This is a genomic window from Polaromonas sp. (assembly GCF_029945685.1).
Lineage (GTDB): Bacteria > Pseudomonadota > Gammaproteobacteria > Burkholderiales > Burkholderiaceae_C > Polaromonas.
The window spans coordinates 64,438-81,396 of record NZ_JAQSDA010000026.1 but is presented as its reverse complement, the minus strand read 5'-3'; the positions used below and the strand labels follow the sequence as shown (position 1 = coordinate 81,396).

The window sequence follows — 16,959 nt, the reverse complement described above, 5'->3', positions numbered from 1 at the left end:
CTTCCATCGAGGCTGCGGTTTCTTCCAGGGAGCTGGCTTGCTCTTCGGTGCGGGAGGACAGGTCGTGGTTGCCGGCGGCGATCTGGCTGGAGGCGGTGGCTATGGTGTCGGTGCCGCTGCGGACCTGACCCACAATATTGACGAGACTGTCTTTCATGGCGGACAGGGAAGTGAGCAGCTGGGCCACTTCGTCCTTGCCGTCGACCAGGATGGTGTGGGTCAGGTCACCCTGCGCCACGGCGTTGGCCGCTTCCCCGGCCTGGGTCAGCGAACGCGAGATACCGCGTACCAAGGTCATGCCAAAGACAAAGGCGAACAGCACGCCGGCCACGATAGCGCTGATGGCGCCGATGCGTATCGTGGCATAACGGGCAAGCGCGTTGTCGTACTCGCTTTTGGCCACATCGAGCTGCAACTTCATCAGCGCCTCGATGTCTGCGCCCACTGGCACATACAGCGGTCGAACCACCTCTGTCATCAGGCGGCTGGCCTCCTTGATGTCGTTGGCACGCAAGGCGGCTACGACCGGCCGGAGGCCCTGCTGTACGAACTTCGCGCGATCTTCGGCAAAGGCCTTGGCGAGCTTGGCCTCCTCGGTGGTCAGCGAAGTGGCCATGTAGGCCTCCCAGACCTTGCCGATGGCAGCGATGTTGGCCTCAACCTGGTCGGTGTTTTTGGCAATGATATCGGGGGTGGGCGTGACCAACGAAACCGCCACGAGCAGCCGGTTTTCCAACAAGTCTTTCTGGATTTCGGCGACCTGCCCCGCGGGTACCAGGCGGTCTTCGTACACCGTCTTCAGCGCCTCGTTGGACTGGTTGATGCCAAACAGGCCCACGCTGCCAATGGCAAGCAGTAAGACAGACAGGATGCCAATCAAGAGGATCAGACGAGTAGAAATTTTGAAATTATTCATGATAGCTACCTTGTTACTTAAGATGCGGTCTCGGCCATCAGCCCTATCTCGGCACTGGTCATCAGTTTGTCAATGTCAACCAGAATCAGCATGCGGTCATCAAGCGTGCCCAGCCCGATCAGGTAGTCGGCATCGAGCACCGCCCCCATCTCCGGCGCCGGCTTGACCTGCTCCGGGCTCAGCGTGATCACGTCCGACACGCTGTCAACCACCATGCCCATCACGCGACTGGCAATGTTGAGGATGATCACGACCGTGAACTGGTCGTAGGTGGGCGTTCCCAGGTTGAACTTGATGCGCATGTCGATGATGGGCACGATGATCCCGCGCAGGTTGACCACCCCCTTGGTGTGCTCGGGCGCATTGGCAATGCGCGTGACCGCGTCATAGCCGCGCAGCTCCTGCACCTTCTGGATGTCCACCCCGTACTCTTCCTGGCCCAGCGTGAACGCCAGAAACTCCAGTGGCTGGGCCGCCAGGCCTCCGGACGGCGTGGCTGGGACGGCCGTGACTCCGGCCTGGCTGGTGCTTGCTTGCATGAGTGCTCCTCAATCAGGTGGGCAGCGCTTCCGTAAGCGCTTCAAAATAGTGACAACTAAAGCGGCTATTTGTATTAACGACCACAACAAGAAAAAACTTTAGTATTCAAAAACAAAAGGCCACATGCCTGCTGTCTCGTTCAACGGTACTCACCCGGGCCATTCGCGGTCTCAGGACATCTGCCTCATGATGCGGACCAGCTTCCCGCCGTATTGGGGATCAGTCGCATAACCTGCACGCTGCAGGCCATGCGCCGCTTCAGCCGGATCCTGCGTGGAGAGCACATTGGCGTAACGCGGGTTCGTCACCAGGAAACGCGCATAGTCGGAAAACGCTTCGTCATAAGAGCCGTAGGCCCGAAAGCTGGCCCGGCCCTTTTGCGCAACGCCGTTGACGTATTCGGTGGTCATGGTTTCGACCACCGGCCCCCTCCAGCTCTTGTCGGCCTTGATGCCGAACACGTTGTAACTGGTCTGGCCGTCCTCCGCACGGATCTCGCGGCGTCCCCAGCCAGACTCCAGCGCAGCCTGCGCCATGATCAGTTGCGCCGGAACACCCGTCGCGTCGCTGGCACGCTGCGCCGCAGGCAACATGCGTGAGACAAATTGCTCAACGTGCGCTTGCGGCAGGGCACTCCTGCTCAGGGTCGCCTGCGCCGTGGCGGTCTCGTACAGCGAGAGGTCCGGTGTCCGCACGGCTGGTGCGGCAACAGAAGCAACAGGCTGCGGTACCCTGGACACCGCGGCGCCAGACATACCGGGCTGCTTGTCGGCGGGCAATGCGGCGGTCGGCACATCGGTCCCGCCGACAGTCCGGTTGAGCTGGGCAAACATGGCCTCGGCCAGACCCAGACCCCGGCCGGACAGGTTCTGTGCCAGTTGCTGATCCAGCATCGATGTGTACATCTTTTCCTGCTGGCTGCCAAACATGCCTTCTGACGGCGTGGCTTCGCGCATGCTCTTGAGCACCATCTGCATGAACATCACTTCAAACTGCTTGGAGGCCTGTTTCATGCCTTCCTGCGGTGAACTGCGCACCGTGCGCCGCAAGACATCGACACCCTGCACATCCAGCGACAAACGCTGGTCGAGCACGCCCGCAGCAGGGGCATTCATGCTGTTGAGGTTGGCAAAACCGGCGCTGTTCATGTCGCCCTCAGATAATCTCGAGTTCGGCGCGCAGGGCGCCTACGGCCTTCATGGCCTGCAGTATGGACACCAGATCCTGCGGATTGGCGCCCAGCGTGTTGAGCCCCTTGATGACTTCTGCCAGCGAGGCCCCGCCACGCACGATCTGCAGTGCGCCACCCGCCTGGGTGACTTCGACCTGCGAGCGCTGGGTCGCCACCGTATTGCCGCCCGACAGGGGCCCGGGCTGGCTGACGACCGGCTCGGTATTGATCACCACTGACAGATTGCCGTGCGCCACCGCGCAGTCATTGATCCGGACTGACTGGTTCATCACGACCGAGCCGGTTCGCGCATTGATGACCACTTTGGCGATCGCCTGTGATGGCGCAACATCAATGTTCTCGATGCGGGCAAGGAACCCGACGCGGTCTTCAGATCGGGGGGGGGCGTTGACCTGGATTACCCGGGCGTCAAGCGCCTGGGCCGTCCCGGGACCAAAACTACGGTTGATGGCGTCCACCGCTTTCTGCGCCGTGCCGAAATCGCTGGTCGTCAACTCAAGCATCACGGTTCCGTCCCCACCGAGCGGCGACTCCACAGCCCGCTCCACAATGGCACCTGCCGGAATCCGGCCGGAGCTGAGCTGGTTGATCTTGACCTGGCTGCCATTGGCCGAGGCGCCGGCCCCGCCTATCACCATGTTTCCCTGGGCGAGCGCATAGACCTGACCGTCCGAGCCCTTCAGTGGTGTCATTAACAAGGTTCCGCCGCGCAGGCTTTTTGCATTGCCCAGGGATGACACTGTGATATCGATGGTCTGCCCGGGCCGCACAAAGGGCGGCAGGGATGCGGTAACCATCACGGCAGCCACATTTTTAAGCTGCATGTTGGTTCCCGGCGGCACCGTCACGCCGAGCTGCCCCAGCATGTTGTTCAGGCTTTGCGTGGTGAACGGTGTCTGCATGGTCTGGTCGCCGCTACCATCGAGGCCGACCATCAGGCCGTAACCGATCAGCGGGTTGTCGCGTACGCCCTGGATGCTCGCGAGATCCTTCAGGCGTTCCGCCTGCGATGGCAGCCCGACCAGGGCAGACAGAAGCAGGCAAAGCTTCAGGCAGAACGTCAGCGCCGTGCGTATTCCCCGAGGCGGGCGCGAAGTGGATGTGGTGTTCATGATCAGAACGGCAGCACGTTGAGGAAGATGCGCTGGAGCCAGCCCATGGTCTGGGCTTCGTCGATATAACCTTTGGCGCTGTATTCCATGCGCGCGTCGGCGACCTGGGTGGAAGGGACAGTGTTGTTCGCGCTGACGGTACGCGGATTGACCACACCCGAGAACCGGATGAATTCCGTGCCCTGGTTGATCAGCATCTGCTTTTCTCCGCTGACAATCAGGTTGCCATTGGGGAGAACTTCAACCACCGTGACCGTGATCACGCCGTTGAAGGTGTTGGTGGCATTGGCTCCGCCCTTGGCACTCAGTATGTTTTTTCCACCTGCCGTTGCATCCTGCGCGCTGGAGATCAGACCGCTGAAGATTTTCGGGATCAGGCTCAGCTCGGTGCTGGCACTTCCGCTGCGGCTGGCATTGGCCGCCGAGTTCTTGCTCGCATTGACGTTCTCGCTGACCAGGATGGTCAGGATGTCGCCCACGTAACGCGGCCGCCTGTCTTCAAACAGGGCCTGCGCGCCGAAACCAGTCCGGTAGATCGCGCCATTGACCGGCGCGGCGGGGCGCACCTGCGCATCGGCACGCGAACTCATCGGCTGATGCACCAGCGGTTCGCGTGGAATCTGCGCGCAGCCGCCCAGCAGCCCTGCGACGACCAATGTCCAGCCGCCTGTGCGCCCGCAGCTCTGAGGCAACCCGTGCATTACAGCTGCGCCAGGCGCGCGAGCATCTGGTCAGAGGTCTGGACAGCCTTGCTGTTGATTTCATACGCACGCTGGGTCTGGATCATGTTGACCAGTTCCTCGACGACGTTGACGTTCGACGATTCCACATAACCCTGGTTCAGGATGCCGGCGCCATTCTGGCCCGGCGCGGTCTCGTTGGCACCGCCAGAGGCATCTGTTGCCACATAGAGGTTTTCACCCTTGCTTTGAAGACCCGCGGCGTTGAGAAAGGTTGCCAGCTGGATCTGGCCGATCTGTACGTTGGCCGAACTGCCGGCCTGGGTCACCGACACCGTGCCATCGCGGCCAATGGTCATGCTGGTGGTGTTCTGCGGCAGGGTAATGGCCGGCTGCACGGGAAAGCCGCTGGCGGTGACTAGCTGTCCACTCTGGTCGGACTGAAATGAACCGTCCCGCGTGTAAGCGGTCGTTCCGTCCGGCATCAACACCTGAAAGAAGCCGTCGCCATTGATGGCCACATCTTTCGGGTTCTCGGTCTTCGTTGGATTGCCTTGTGTATGAATGCGTTCGGTGGCTACCACACGAACGCCTGTCCCCAATTGCAGGCCGGAAGGCATGCGCGTCTGGTCCGAGGTCTGGCCACCGGTCTGGCGCAGGTTCTGGTACATCAAGTCCTCGAACACGGCGCGGCTGCGCTTGAAACCGGTGGTGCCCACGTTGGCCAGGTTATTGGCAACAACGTCGAGCTGCATCTGCTGGGCGTCAAGCCCTGTTTTGGCAATGGAAAGGGAACGAATCATGGGAAAAACTCCTGGGGGATGGCCGGGGCCGTGTTCAATTCAGATCGGGCGACAAGGGGTGGACGGCGAATCAGCCGTTGCCCAGCAGCTTGTTGGCCTGCTGGTCGTTGCTTTCAGCTGTCTGCAGCGTCTTCATTTGCATCTCAAAACGTCGTGCATTAGCAATCATGTCGACCATGGCCTCCACGGCATTGACGTTGCTTCCCTCCAGCGTGCCGGACAGCAAACGCACACTGGGGTCGGCCTGCGGGGCGGCCGTGCCGGCTTGCATGCGGAACAAGCCATCGTCGCCACGCACCAGCGCATCGACGGCCGGGTTGACCAGCTTCAGGCGCCCCACTTCCGCTGCACCCACGGCCGGATCACCGGCGCCCAGCGCTGTCACCACGCCATCGTCAGCCACCACCAGCGACGAGCCCGGAGGCACAACCATCGGGCCAGCCTCGCCCAACACCGGCCTGGCATCCATGGTCATCAATTGACCGTCGGCACCCACTTGGAGATTGCCGACGCGGGTGTAAGCTTCGCCGCCGTCCGGCGTCTGGACGGTCAGCCAGCCATCGCCGCGGATGGCAACGTCCAGCGGACGGCCTGTTTGCATCAGCGGCCCGGAACGCATATCGGCGCCAGGGGTCGTGGCAACCACCATGGCACGGGTTGCCATCTCGTCGCCGACGACAGGAACTGCACGATAGTTGTTGATCTGCGCGCGGAATCCAGGCGTTGACACGTTGGCCATGTTGTTGGCCACCGCAGCCTGATGCTCCATGGCCTGCTTGGCACCCGTCATGCCGACATAGATCATCCGGTCCATATTGCTTCCTTGCTTGTCCTGATTTTGTTGACGCCAGAAACCGCCTTGCCGACGGTCATGGGGTCATCAACGCATGTTCATCAGGGTCTGCATCACCTGGTCTTGCGTTTTGACGGTCTGGGCATTGGCCTGGTAGGTGCGCTGGGCAATGATCAGGTTGACCAGTTCGGAGGTCAGATCCACGTTGGAGCCTTCCAGTGCCCCCGAAACCAGGGCGCCCAGCTTGGTGCCGGCACCCGGTGTGCCCGTCAATGGCTGGCCTGACGCAGCGGTTTCGGCCCAGACGTTGTCGCCCTTGGACTGCAGTCCGTTCGGATTCACAAAGGAAGACAGGACGATCTGCCCAAGCGTATTGGACTGTTCGTTGCTGTATTTCCCTGTGATGGTCCCATTCTGTTCAATGGCCAGGGAGGTCAGCGTGCCAGATGCATAACCATCCTGTGTCAACTTTCTGACGTCATTGGCGTTGCCGAACTGGGTGGTGCCCGCGACGTTCATATCGAACGTCATAGGCGCCGAACCATTGCCCAGGGTAAAGCCGGGCGTCTTGAAACCCAGAACACCGTTACCCACGATGGCGGTATCCAGAATGCCGTTGCTGTCAAAGGTCAAGGTGCCGATCGCCGTCCCATTGGCCACGGCTGGCAGAACACCACCGTTATCCAGCGGCCTCCCGTCGACGGTCGCATGAACATTCCAGGTATTGAGGGCCGGAGCCGTCTGTTTTGCAAAGAAGGTGGCCAACTCATGCGGGTTTCCCAGCGAGTCATAAATCGTCACGGAATTGGCATAGTTGTAGGTGCTTGAATCCGTGGCGTCGAATGCAGCCGTCGGCGCGGTGCTTCGCGAATCAAGATTGAACTGTGCAGTGATCCCGGTCACGGACCCGGTCGCTTTCGGTGCCATGGCGGCCGTTGGCATTTGCAGGGGCGCCGGGGTGCCGCCGGCAAGGTTGCCGTTGGCACCCACGGCATAACCGGTCAGCTGCAGGCCGGCCGTGTTGACAATGTAGCCATTCTTGTCCATGTCGAACTGGCCGTTGCGCGAATAGGCTATCTCCCCTTCCGGGCTCGCGAGCCGGAAAAATCCGTCGCCATCACTGATGGCGACGTCCAGTGCGCGGGAACTGGTTTGCACCGAGCCAGACGTGAAATTCTGCGCAACGCTGGCTACCTGGGTACCCAGACCGATCTTCGAACCTGCATATACATCCGAAAACTGCACACCTCCGGATTTGAAGCCTATCGTTCCGGCATTGGCAATGTTGTTGCCGATGACGTCGAGATTGGCTGCGGAGGCATTCAGAGCGCTTACACCTTGTGCGAAACCCATGGTATTTCCTTCTGTTGAATTGACTTGTAAATCGAGACTGCCGCCAGGCGGTAAGACTCAGAGAATCAGGCGGACTTCACTGAGCGCAGCCTTGCGACCGGCCCCCAGGTCCAGCGCAACGCCATTGCCGCCCTGCGACACACTGGCAACGCCGGCATAGGTCAGCGCAGTCGCCGTCACCCTGGAATCCCCGGCGTACGCCGCCACGTTGACGGTGTAGGCACCATCTGCCAACTGCACCCCACCATCTGACTTGCCGTCCCAGGAGAGTGTCTTGACCCCTTGCGGCAAGGCACCCAGATCGAAATTGCGAACGGTGTTGCCGGCTACGTCGGTGACGGTGACTTTCACCGAATCAGCACCCTGCGGCAGCTCAACGGCAAACGGCACAGCGGCGCCCTGTTCGAGCGCCAGTCCGTTTCCGGGCACGAGCACTGCGCGACCGATCAGGGAGGCCGACTGCAGGACCTGGCTTGAGCCGCTTTGAGCCAGCAGGGACTGGAAGGCCGTATTGAGCTTTTCAATTCCGCTGACCGTGCTCATCTGCGCCAACTGCGAGGTCAGCTCGGCGTTGTCCAGGGGATTCAGGGGGTCCTGGTTGTTCAGCTGCGTGACAAGCAGCTTGAGAAAGCGCTGCTCTCCATCGGCGCTGGAAACAGTCTTTGATGACAGTGCGCCGGCCGCGCTGGCGCCGTCAGCTGAGGTGATTGCAGAAGCAGTCATATGAAATTCTCCGAAAATGGGAATGGCAGTTGCCGACGGCCTTACTGACCTACCGTCAATGTTTTAAGCATCAATGTCTTGGCAGTATTGAGAACCTCGACATTGGCCTGGTAGGAACGCGAAGCCGAGATCATGTTGACCATTTCCTCGACCACGTTGACGTTTGGCATGGCCACGTAGCCTTCGGCGTTGGCATGCGGATTCTTGGGGTCATGCACCATACGCAACGGCGAAGGATCTTCGATGACGCGCGCCACCTTGACACCGCCTATGCCCTGGCCAGCCCCGGGCGACACTTCGAACACAACCTGACGCGCACGGTAAGGCTGGCCATCCGGTCCTGCAACGCTGTCCGCGTTGGCCATGTTGCTGGCAGTGGTGTTCATGCGCTGCGATTGGGCAGTCATGGCCGAGCCGGCGATATCGAAGATGCTGAGCGAGCGATTTGAAAACGGCATGAACGGGCTCCGCCTGGCTATTACTGAACCGCTGACAACAGCGATTTGATTTTGGAACCGAGGATGGTCAGGTTGGCTTCATAACGCATGGCGTTGTCGGCAAAATTGACCCTCTCAACGTCCATCTCGACGGTGTTTCCATCGAGGCTTGTCTGATAGGGCGTGCGGTACATCAAGTCGCTTTCGCTTGCCACATGCGCTTCACCGGACAGATGACGGGACGACGTGGCGGACATGGACATGGACTGCCTGCCGCGTTCAACAGCCTCCGTCAGCTTGCTGCCGAAGTCGAAATCACGCGCCTTGAAATTGGGCGTGTCGGCGTTCGCGATATTGGACGACAGCACCTCCTGCCGCCGCGCCCGCAGGCTGAGCGCCTCCTGATGAAAGCGCAGTGCTGAATCCAGTTTGTCGATCATTTTCTTCCTCGTTTCAAGTGACGCACCTCATGGCAAAGCCGGCTTCGATGAAAATAATTGTAGGGAGCCCCTGCTTGCGCAATCATCTGAACAGACGGCGTTTCAAGGTTCAATTCAACTCTTGCTGCAGCGTCGGCGACCGACATTCCGCTTTCATGAATTGCATGCCGGGACAACGGATTTCAATCGGACAAACAGCATCCGGATTGCAGCGCAGTTCAGCCCTTGGCCTCGCCGCCCAGGCTCCTAAAATTTCAGCAACTACCCGGCCGCGGAGCGCGCGGGTGTCCATTGATACCTGCCTGCCCCAGTCACAGCCGCCACTCCAGCGAGGGATTTCATGAAGATGCCCATGTACAAATTTTTGGCGCTTGGACTTGCGGCCCTTGCCAGCCTGCCTCTTCAGGCCCGCAACGCAACGTCGCAGCCAGTGCCCCTGTCAGGCAGTGCACGCCCCGTGATTGAGCAATTCCTGTTGCGCCAGGCAGCCGGCCTGCCAGGCAAGGTTGGCATCACCATCGATACGCCGATTTCCGGTGCACTGCCGGCGTGTGAATCACCGGAGCCCTTCCTGCCTGGTGGCGCCCGCTTGTGGGGACGCATGTCGGTCGGGGTGCGATGCCATTCGGATCAACCATGGACCCGCTTTGTACCGGTCTACATCGCGGTCCGGTCCGTCTACTATGTCGCCGCTCGACCCATCCTTGCGGGCCAGGCCTTGACACTCACCGATGCCACTGCACGCGAAGGTGACCTCACCACCCTTCCCCGAAGCGTGATCGTCGACCCGTCGCAATTCAACGGCGCGACCGCCCTGAACCAGATCGCATCGGGTTCACCGCTGCGGCGGGAATTGCTGCGAGATGCCGTGACAGTGCAAAGGGGACAGACCATTCGCGTGCGCACCCAGGGAGCAGGCTTTGTGGTGAGTGCCGAGGGAAAAGCCATGACCAGTGCGGCCGTGGGCACCCTGATTCAGGTCAAAATGCAGGGCGGCACACTGATCAGCGGCATCGTCGGCCCGGACGGAATGGTGGAACGAACCAATTGATCCTGTTAAATTGCAGTCATTCCCTCAAGTTTCGGGATGACTTGCCGTTATACCGGTGAGATCCCCTGAGGAAAACATCATGAAAATCAATCAAAACGTCACTTTCCTGAAAAATGCAGCCGATTCCGCGGCTGTGCCCGCAAGGGAAGGCGTCAAGCCAAACCGCGCGGTGCCAGGCATGCCGGCAGAGGCCGCCCAGACCCGTGCGGTCGCAGCGACGCCCTTGCTGCCCTCGACGAACGGAGACTTCGACGCGGCCCGCGTGGGCAAAATCCGCGAAGACATCAGTGCCGGCCGCTACCATGTCGACACCGCCAAAATAGCCGACGGCCTGCTCCGGTCGGTGCGTGATCTCTTGGGAGAAAAAGCACCATGAGTTCACCGCTGGTCGACCTTCTCGTCCGCGAACACGCCGCCATCGGCGAATTTCTCGAATTGCTCGCCCAGGAATCGGACGCCATGACCCATGGCGAATTCAAACGCCTGTCCGGTCTTTCCGAGCGCAAGTCCCAACTGGCCGACCAGATCGCCCTGATCGGCCGCCAGCGTGAGACGGAACAGCAGGCGCTGGGCTACGCCCCGGGACGCAATGGCTGCGATGCAGCTGCAATGGCCGGGGGAGAAGCCCTCCAAACGGCATGGAGCAATTTGCTGGCGCGCGCAGCGCAAGCCCATGAGTTCAATCACCGAAATGGGGTGATGATCCACACCCATCTGGACTACACACGTCAGTCCATCAACTTCCTGAAAGCCAGTGGCCAGCCTCTGTATGGGCCGGATGGCACGCACAAGGCAGGCTCCAGCAGCGGCAGCCGGTTTGCAGTCGGCTGAGACAGACCCGTCCTGACCGCGCGGGCATTTTCAGCCCGCCCTGCCCAAGCGCTGCGGCGCCCATTCACCACCTTGGACAAGCTTGGCTCCCCATGCGGCAACGCCAGCGATCACGCCTGCCGCCTGGATGGCCGGGGCCCGCGTCGTACGGCGTAGTGCTTACTGGTTGGGCAGCGTGAAGAAAAACGTGGCGCCTTTTTCGGGCTCTGCATCTGCCCAGACTTCACCGCCGTGCCGGGTCACGATGCGGTGCACCGTCGCCAGTCCCACACCAGTCCCCGGGAACTCTGTGCTTGAATGCAGGCGCTGGAAAGTCTTGAACAGCTTGTCGGCATATGCCATGTCGAATCCGGCGCCATTGTCGCGCACAAAAAAGATGGGCTCTCCCTCGGCATCGGCGAGCTGGCCGACGGAAATGATGGTGGAGACCCGCTGCGACGTGAATTTCCACGCGTTTCCAAGCAGGTTTTCCAGCACCACCCGAATCAGCCGGGCGTCACCCCGGGCCTTCAGGCCAGGGGTGATGGTCACAGACACTTCTCGCTCATCGCGACTTCCAAGATGCCGCTCAAGCACCTGCGTCGCGAGCTGGCTCAGATCAACGATTTCGTTGCGAAAGTCGGTGCGGGAGACCTGGGCCAGAGAAAGAAGGTCCTCGATCAGCCGTCCCATCTGACCTACCCCCGCCTCGATCCTGGCGAGGTAATGCCGCGCCACGTCGCTGGCCTGCGGGCCCAGCTGCCTGGCCAGCAGGCGGCTGAAGCCGTCTATGGCACTGAGCGGCGAACGCAGATCATGAGATACAGAATAGGAAAACGCAGCCAGTTCCTCATTGGACAGACGCAATGCGGTCTCCGTCGCCTTGATTTCGCTGATGTCCGTATCGATGCCTACCCAGAAGGCCACCTCGCCCTTTTCACTGAGTACCGGCCTGGCCTTGTACGACATCGTGTGGTAACTCCCGTCCCGTGACAGGATTCGCCGCACGCCGGAATAATTCTCGCGCTTTCGAAGTGAGCGCTGCCATGCCTCCAGCAGGTCTTCCCGGTCCTGCGGATGCACAGCCTGAAGCCACTTGCTGCCCATCCAGTCTTCGGGCTTGCCGCCGACGAGGGCGTACCACTTGCGGTTGGCATAGACCAAGCCGCCTCGCGCATTGGCGTACCAGATCACCTGGGGCGCCTCCTCAGTCAACGTCCGGAACAAGCTGTCCTGCAGCGGCAGGGTGGCAACAGGCGCAGCCGAAACGGCCTGCGGCCCGGGAGGAGCACCGATTCCCTGCTGCGCAGATTGAACCTGCGCCAGCACAAACAGGGCCTTGCGTCCATCTTGGATCACCGGCCGAGAACGAGCGTCCAGGGGCAGTTCGTTTCGTTCCTGGCGCAGGTTTCTCGCGGGCATGAAAACTCCTATGCGGTTTGATGCCAAGTCGATGTATCAGCCAACAAAGTGGCAACACACCTGCAGACCGGAACACCCTTCATCACCATTTTCAAAATTGTTCCCAACTGCCCCCGGCCGCGGCCAGTTCACCACCAGGAGCGGCGGGCCGGCGCGGCGCCGCAATGGCGCGTTTGGCCGGTGGCGGCTGCATGGGCCTGGCCTTGGGACTCGCTGGACGGGCGGGCGCTTGGTGATGCTGGTGCTGCACCTGCTCACCTTCCAGCCTGAACACACTGACCACCTGGCTGAGCCCGCTGGCCTGCTCCTGCAGCGAGGACGCTGCAGCAGCGGCTTCTTCCACCAGCGCAGCGTTTTGCTGCGTCACCTGGTCCATCTGCGTGATCGCCTGGTTGATCTGCTCTATTCCCGCCGTCTGCTCCTGGCTGGCCGCCGTGATCTCGGCCATGATGTCGGTCACGCGTTTGACGCTGTCCACAATCTCGTCCATGGTCTTGCCGGCCTCGGCCACCTGTTTGCTGCCTTCCTCGACCTTGTCGACGGAGTCGCCGATCAGGGTCTTGATTTCCTTGGCCGCTGCCGCACTTCTCTGGGCCAGGTTTCGGACTTCTGCGGCCACCACGGCAAAACCTCTTCCCTGCTCGCCGGCCCGGGCCGCTTCAACGGCGGCGTTCAGGGCCAGGATGTTGGTCTGGAAGGCAATGCCGTCGATCACGCCGATGATGTCGACGATCTTTCTGGAAGAAGCATTGATGGCGCCCATGGTGCCGACCACCTCGGCGACCACGCTGCCGCCCTTGACGGCCACGCTGGAGGCGGTGACGGCCAGCTGGTTGGCCTGGCGGGCGTTGTCGGCATTCTGTTTGACGGTGCTGGTCAGCTCTTCCATCGAGGCTGCGGTTTCTTCCAGGGAGCTGGCTTGCTCTTCGGTGCGGGATGACAGGTCGTGGTTGCCGGCGGCGATCTGGCTGGAGGCGGTGGCGATGGTGTCGGTGCCGCTGCGGACTTCGCCGACCACTTTGGCCAGGCTGTCGCGCATACCCTTCATGGCATACAGCAGGCTCGACTGGTCGGAGTCTTTCACGTCGACTGAGACGGCCAGATCGCCTTCTGCAATACGGCGCGTAATGCTGACCGCATAGTCGGGTTCGCCGCCCAGCTGTTTGAGCAGGCCGCGTGAAATCATCAGGCCGATGACAAACAGGATGACGGCAAGTATCAGCGCACCGATCGAAAAAGAGATCAGCCGGTTCACAATGGTGGCTTCAACCGTATCCACATACACACCGGAACCGATGATCCAGCCCCATGGCGCAAACCCCTGCACATAAGACACTTTGGGCACCGGTTTTTCGCTGCCCGGTTTGGCCCACATATAGGAAACGAATCCCGCCCCACTTTTTTTGACCGTGTTGACGAATTCAACAAACAAGTGCTTGCCGGTCGGATCCTTGTTCTCCGACAAATCTTTTCCCTCCAGCGCCGAATTGATCGGATGCATCAGCATGCGCGGTTGCATATCGTTGATCCAGAAATATTCCGATCCGCTGTACCGCAAGCCCCTGATTGCCTGCATCGACTGCTGCTGCGCCTGCAGTTCGGTGAGCGCCCCCTTGGTCGCCAGGGCGTGATAGTAGGTCAGCAGTCCATGGGAGGCTTCCACCACCTGCCGCACGTTGTTTTGCCGCTCCTCCATGATCAGTTTTCGCTCCGACACCAGAAACAGGGCGGTCAACGCGAAGATACCAAGGATGGCGCTGGCTGTAAACAGACCCATTTTTTTTGCAATGCTCATGGATGTGTGGCTTTGCAGCTTTGACATGTGCGTTCTCCCAATAATTTTGATTAATTTTCTGCGGCGCTGGCGGCTTGCGCGACAAGTCCCATGTCCTCGCTGGTCATGAGCTTTTCCAGGTCGACCAGAATCAGCATGCGGTCATCAAGCGTGCCCAGCCCGATCAGGTAGTCGGCATCGAGCACCGCCCCCATCTCCGGCGCCGGCTTGACCTGCTCCGGGCTCAGCGTGATCACGTCCGACACGCTGTCAACCACCATGCCCATCACGCGACTGGCAATGTTGAGGATGATCACGACCGTGAACTGGTCGTAGGTGGGCGTTCCCAGGTTGAACTTGATGCGCATGTCGATGATGGGCACGATGATCCCGCGCAGGTTGACCACCCCCTTGGTGTGCTCGGGCGCATTGGCAATGCGCGTGACCGCGTCATAGCCGCGCAGCTCCTGCACCTTCTGGATGTCCACCCCGTACTCTTCCTGGCCCAGCGTGAACGCCAGAAACTCCAGTGGCTGGGCCGCCAGGCCTCCGGACGGCGTGGCTGGGACGGCCGTGACTCCGGCCTGGCTGGTGCTTGCTTGCATGAGTGCTCCTTGAAACGTGGGTGGGGACAGACCCGGTCCGGCACCCGCACGTTGTGCAACTGGAAGCAATGCCGTTGAGGTCTCTACATCTGTTTAACGGCCAGAGAGCGGAAAACTTGAGGAAAAATTGAAAATCATTGCTGCCGGATGGTTTCTAGAGAACGGTTCCCTGTTGTTGGTCACGCGTTTGACGCTGTCCAAGATCTCGTCCATGGTCTTGCCGGCCTCGGCCACCTTGCTGCTGCCTTCTTCGACCTTGCCGACGGAATCGTCAATCCGCACCACGCTGCCCTGCCGGACGGTCAAATGTGCTGATGCGCCTTCCCTGATTTCCCGGTAAATTTACTCGGCTTTGAGGGTCTGGCTTCGTTCCGGTTTGCCGCGCACCGACATGAACCCCTGGGTCCTGCGATCGATCTGAACGGGCGCCGCATTGGCAAGCATCCAGTAGAAATCGCCGTTTTTGCGCCGTCTTTTGACGAGGCCAGTCCAGGGGAGCCCCCTGCCCAGTGTCGTCCCGAGATCAGCAAACGCTTCTTCCGGCATGTCGGGATGGCGCATGATGTTATGCCCGCTTCCCATCAGCTCTTCTTTGGTGAAATTGCTAGCCTCCACAAACGCTGGTTTGGCATAGGTAATGCGACCCTTGAGATCCGTCCTGGAAACCAGCGTGGCGCCCTCCGGAAGTTCATATTCGGTCGTTGTCACGGGAAAATTGTTGCGCACGACAGGCCGTTCTCTGACATGCATTCAGAATGATTGACGCGTTATTCGCAGACCGTTCGCCGCCTGCTTAAAGGGAGTTCTTCAGGGCATCCAGCGAGTCGCCGAGACTGGCGCGCAGGCGACTGATGGCTTGGCTGTGGAGCTGGCAAACCCGCGACTGCGTCACTTCCAGTACAGCGCCAATTTCCCGCAGATTAAGTTCTTCGTCGTAATACAAACTGAGCAACAGGCGCTCTCGCTCGGGCATGAGTTCGATGGCTTCAATCAACTGGCGGCGAAAGTCGCCTCTGAGCAGCTGTGTCAGGGGTTCGTCGGCCAGGCTAGCGCCAAGGGCCTGCCGGTCCAGAAAACTGTTCTCCTGATCGCCCTGGTCAAAGTCGTCGTAATAGACGAGCTGGCAACCCTGGATCTCCTGCAGCAGGTGTTGGTAGGCATCCAGCGAAAGCTCCAATTCCTGGGCGATCTCGCCTTCAGTGGCCGGTCGACCCAGTTTTTGCTCCTGGGCCTGGACCGCCTTGGCAACACCGCGGGAGGACTGCCGCAAACCACGCGACACCCAGTCATTGGCACGCAGTTCATCGAGCATCGCGCCGCGGATGCGCTGACTGGCATAGGTTTCAAATTTCGCCCCCTGGTCATCCTTGTAGCGATTGCCGGCATCGAGCAGCCCCATCATGCCTACCTGGATCAGGTCGTCCAGTTCGACGCTGGCCGGCAGCTTGGCGATCAGCTGCAGCGCCAGACGCCGTACCAGCGGCGCGTATTGCATCAGCAAGTCAGACGGGCCGGACTTGTCGATTTTTCCCTGGGATGTGTACATCGAGGAACCCTCCTGCATTTTTAACACTCGTGAAACTCGGAATTCGGCAGCTGCATCAATGCACCTCCAGCATGGGACTTTCGCCCTGCATGACCACCGGAGCCCGAGCCAGCCATGGCGCCTGGCCACCCCGTGGCGGATGGGACCAATCCAGAAAATCAGATGCGATCTGGCAAAAATCCGTCGCTGAAGGACTCGTCGGAAATGCTTCAACGACGGTCAGGTTCAGTCGCTGCGCCTGGGGCAGACGCGGGTCTGCCCTTACACACCCGGCGGGCTCCAGCGCCACGGCAAGATAGCGGCTCCCCGTCAACGCGAGGTTCGACAAAATGCGCTGCGCCTCTGCCGCACCGGTCGCATGGTTGACCAGCACGCGCAAGCGTTGCAGCGCATGCGCGTGGCAAAGCCGTTTGATACATACATAAGCTGCCGTGATGGACGCCACATTGGGCTGCAACACCACGAAAACATGGTCTGCCTGGGCGGCCAGCGGCGAGAGTGCACCATCCTTGTCAAGGACGGTGTCGATCAACACCAGCCGTCCCTGGCGCAGGGCCGGGGTTGAATCCACGGCGCTGCGCTCATCGAGCAGCAACACATCCTTGCCCTGCTGCATCAGCGCTGCAGCCAGATTCAGTGTGACGCTTGTGGCGCCCACGGCCGGCCCGCTGCCAACCACAGCCACCAGTCGCCCGATGTTGCCAGCCATCAGGCGCCGCAGCCCATCTGCCTGATCGGCGATCACGTGCTTCACTGTGGATT

21 protein-coding genes are annotated in these 16,959 nt (G+C 60.7%); 3 read left to right on the top strand and 18 right to left on the bottom strand.

The window, feature by feature from the left end; all coding sequences use genetic code 11:
* The 11 genes from PSV26_RS18435 to flgB form a co-directional block, all read right to left on the bottom strand.
* Nucleotides 1-916, bottom strand: a 916-nt coding sequence (locus PSV26_RS18435; RefSeq protein ID WP_300572849.1) for a methyl-accepting chemotaxis protein, incomplete at its 3' end; no start/stop codon positions are given.
* A 17-nt stretch (nucleotides 917-933) separates the two neighbouring features.
* Complete coding sequence (locus tag PSV26_RS18430; RefSeq protein WP_300572846.1) at nucleotides 934-1,455, bottom strand: chemotaxis protein CheW; 522 nt, start codon at nucleotides 1,453-1,455, stop codon at nucleotides 934-936.
* A gap of 171 nt (nucleotides 1,456-1,626) precedes the next feature.
* Complete coding sequence (gene flgJ / locus PSV26_RS18425) at nucleotides 1,627-2,604, bottom strand: flagellar assembly peptidoglycan hydrolase FlgJ (protein ID WP_300512362.1); 978 nt, start codon at nucleotides 2,602-2,604, stop codon at nucleotides 1,627-1,629.
* Between the two features lie 7 nt (nucleotides 2,605-2,611).
* Nucleotides 2,612-3,760, bottom strand: coding sequence for a flagellar basal body P-ring protein FlgI (locus PSV26_RS18420; RefSeq protein ID WP_300512363.1), 1,149 nt, complete (start codon nucleotides 3,758-3,760; stop codon nucleotides 2,612-2,614).
* 2 nt (nucleotides 3,761-3,762) lie between these two features.
* A complete protein-coding gene (locus PSV26_RS18415; protein ID WP_300512365.1) occupies nucleotides 3,763-4,461 on the bottom strand; it encodes a flagellar basal body L-ring protein FlgH in 699 nt (232 codons plus the stop codon).
* Nucleotides 4,461-5,243 carry a flagellar basal-body rod protein FlgG gene (gene flgG, locus PSV26_RS18410; RefSeq protein ID WP_300512366.1) on the bottom strand — a complete coding sequence of 261 codons (783 nt, stop codon included), beginning with the start codon at nucleotides 5,241-5,243 and terminating at the stop codon, nucleotides 4,461-4,463. Before flgG ends, PSV26_RS18415 begins: the two co-directional genes overlap by 1 nt.
* 70 nt (nucleotides 5,244-5,313) lie before the next feature.
* Nucleotides 5,314-6,057, bottom strand: a complete 744-nt coding sequence (flgF, locus tag PSV26_RS18405; protein ID WP_300572843.1) for a flagellar basal-body rod protein FlgF — start codon at nucleotides 6,055-6,057, stop codon at nucleotides 5,314-5,316.
* Between the two features lie 66 nt (nucleotides 6,058-6,123).
* Nucleotides 6,124-7,389, bottom strand: a complete 1,266-nt coding sequence (gene flgE, locus PSV26_RS18400) for a flagellar hook protein FlgE (RefSeq protein ID WP_300572841.1) — start codon at nucleotides 7,387-7,389, stop codon at nucleotides 6,124-6,126.
* Nucleotides 7,390-7,446: 57 nt separating this feature from the next.
* Entirely contained in the window at nucleotides 7,447-8,112 is a 666-nt protein-coding gene (locus tag PSV26_RS18395) for a flagellar hook assembly protein FlgD (RefSeq protein WP_300512369.1), read from the bottom strand.
* Between the two features lie 41 nt (nucleotides 8,113-8,153).
* Complete coding sequence (flgC, locus tag PSV26_RS18390) at nucleotides 8,154-8,570, bottom strand: flagellar basal body rod protein FlgC (protein ID WP_300512370.1); 417 nt, start codon at nucleotides 8,568-8,570, stop codon at nucleotides 8,154-8,156.
* Nucleotides 8,571-8,590: 20 nt separating this feature from the next.
* On the bottom strand, nucleotides 8,591-8,989 hold the full coding sequence (gene flgB / locus PSV26_RS18385) for a flagellar basal body rod protein FlgB (protein WP_300512371.1): 399 nt from the start codon (nucleotides 8,987-8,989) through the stop codon (nucleotides 8,591-8,593).
* 352 nt (nucleotides 8,990-9,341) lie between these two features.
* Between flgB and flgA the strand changes: the two genes are divergently transcribed.
* The 3 genes from flgA (at nucleotide 9,342) to PSV26_RS18370 (ending at nucleotide 10,871) form a co-directional block, all read left to right on the top strand.
* The gene (gene flgA / locus PSV26_RS18380; protein WP_300512372.1) at nucleotides 9,342-10,040 is read left to right on the top strand and encodes a flagellar basal body P-ring formation chaperone FlgA; all 699 of its coding nucleotides are present in this window, start codon (nucleotides 9,342-9,344) and stop codon (nucleotides 10,038-10,040) included.
* A 79-nt stretch (nucleotides 10,041-10,119) separates the two neighbouring features.
* The gene (flgM, locus tag PSV26_RS18375; RefSeq protein ID WP_300572838.1) at nucleotides 10,120-10,416 is read left to right on the top strand and encodes a flagellar biosynthesis anti-sigma factor FlgM; all 297 of its coding nucleotides are present in this window, start codon (nucleotides 10,120-10,122) and stop codon (nucleotides 10,414-10,416) included.
* Nucleotides 10,413-10,871 (top strand): flagella synthesis protein FlgN, encoded by a 459-nt coding sequence (locus tag PSV26_RS18370; protein WP_300572835.1) that lies wholly within the window; start codon nucleotides 10,413-10,415, stop codon nucleotides 10,869-10,871. The genes flgM and PSV26_RS18370 overlap by 4 nt, the downstream gene beginning before the upstream one ends.
* Nucleotides 10,872-11,030: 159 nt before the next feature.
* On the opposite strand, the gene PSV26_RS18365 is transcribed toward PSV26_RS18370, so the two are convergent.
* From PSV26_RS18365 to PSV26_RS18335, 7 genes are all read right to left on the bottom strand, one after another.
* Nucleotides 11,031-12,272 carry a PAS domain-containing sensor histidine kinase gene (locus tag PSV26_RS18365; protein WP_300572832.1) on the bottom strand — a complete coding sequence of 414 codons (1,242 nt, stop codon included), beginning with the start codon at nucleotides 12,270-12,272 and terminating at the stop codon, nucleotides 11,031-11,033.
* Nucleotides 12,273-12,363: 91 nt separating this feature from the next.
* Nucleotides 12,364-14,067 carry a methyl-accepting chemotaxis protein gene (locus tag PSV26_RS18360; RefSeq protein WP_300572829.1) on the bottom strand — a complete coding sequence of 568 codons (1,704 nt, stop codon included), beginning with the start codon at nucleotides 14,065-14,067 and terminating at the stop codon, nucleotides 12,364-12,366.
* Nucleotides 14,068-14,117: 50 nt separating this feature from the next.
* Nucleotides 14,118-14,651 (bottom strand): chemotaxis protein CheW, encoded by a 534-nt coding sequence (locus PSV26_RS18355; protein WP_300572826.1) that lies wholly within the window; start codon nucleotides 14,649-14,651, stop codon nucleotides 14,118-14,120.
* Between the two features lie 93 nt (nucleotides 14,652-14,744).
* Nucleotides 14,745-14,933: a hypothetical protein gene (locus PSV26_RS18350; RefSeq protein WP_300572857.1), complete on the bottom strand. Its 189-nt coding sequence runs from the start codon at nucleotides 14,931-14,933 to the stop codon at nucleotides 14,745-14,747.
* Between the two features lie 60 nt (nucleotides 14,934-14,993).
* On the bottom strand, nucleotides 14,994-15,359 hold the full coding sequence (locus PSV26_RS18345; protein ID WP_300572823.1) for a PAS domain-containing protein: 366 nt from the start codon (nucleotides 15,357-15,359) through the stop codon (nucleotides 14,994-14,996).
* Between the two features lie 85 nt (nucleotides 15,360-15,444).
* Nucleotides 15,445-16,197 carry an RNA polymerase sigma factor FliA gene (locus tag PSV26_RS18340; protein ID WP_300572820.1) on the bottom strand — a complete coding sequence of 251 codons (753 nt, stop codon included), beginning with the start codon at nucleotides 16,195-16,197 and terminating at the stop codon, nucleotides 15,445-15,447.
* A 55-nt stretch (nucleotides 16,198-16,252) separates the two neighbouring features.
* Nucleotides 16,253-16,951: a MinD/ParA family protein gene (locus PSV26_RS18335; protein ID WP_300512383.1), complete on the bottom strand. Its 699-nt coding sequence runs from the start codon at nucleotides 16,949-16,951 to the stop codon at nucleotides 16,253-16,255.
* Between the last annotated feature and the right edge of the window lie 8 nt (nucleotides 16,952-16,959).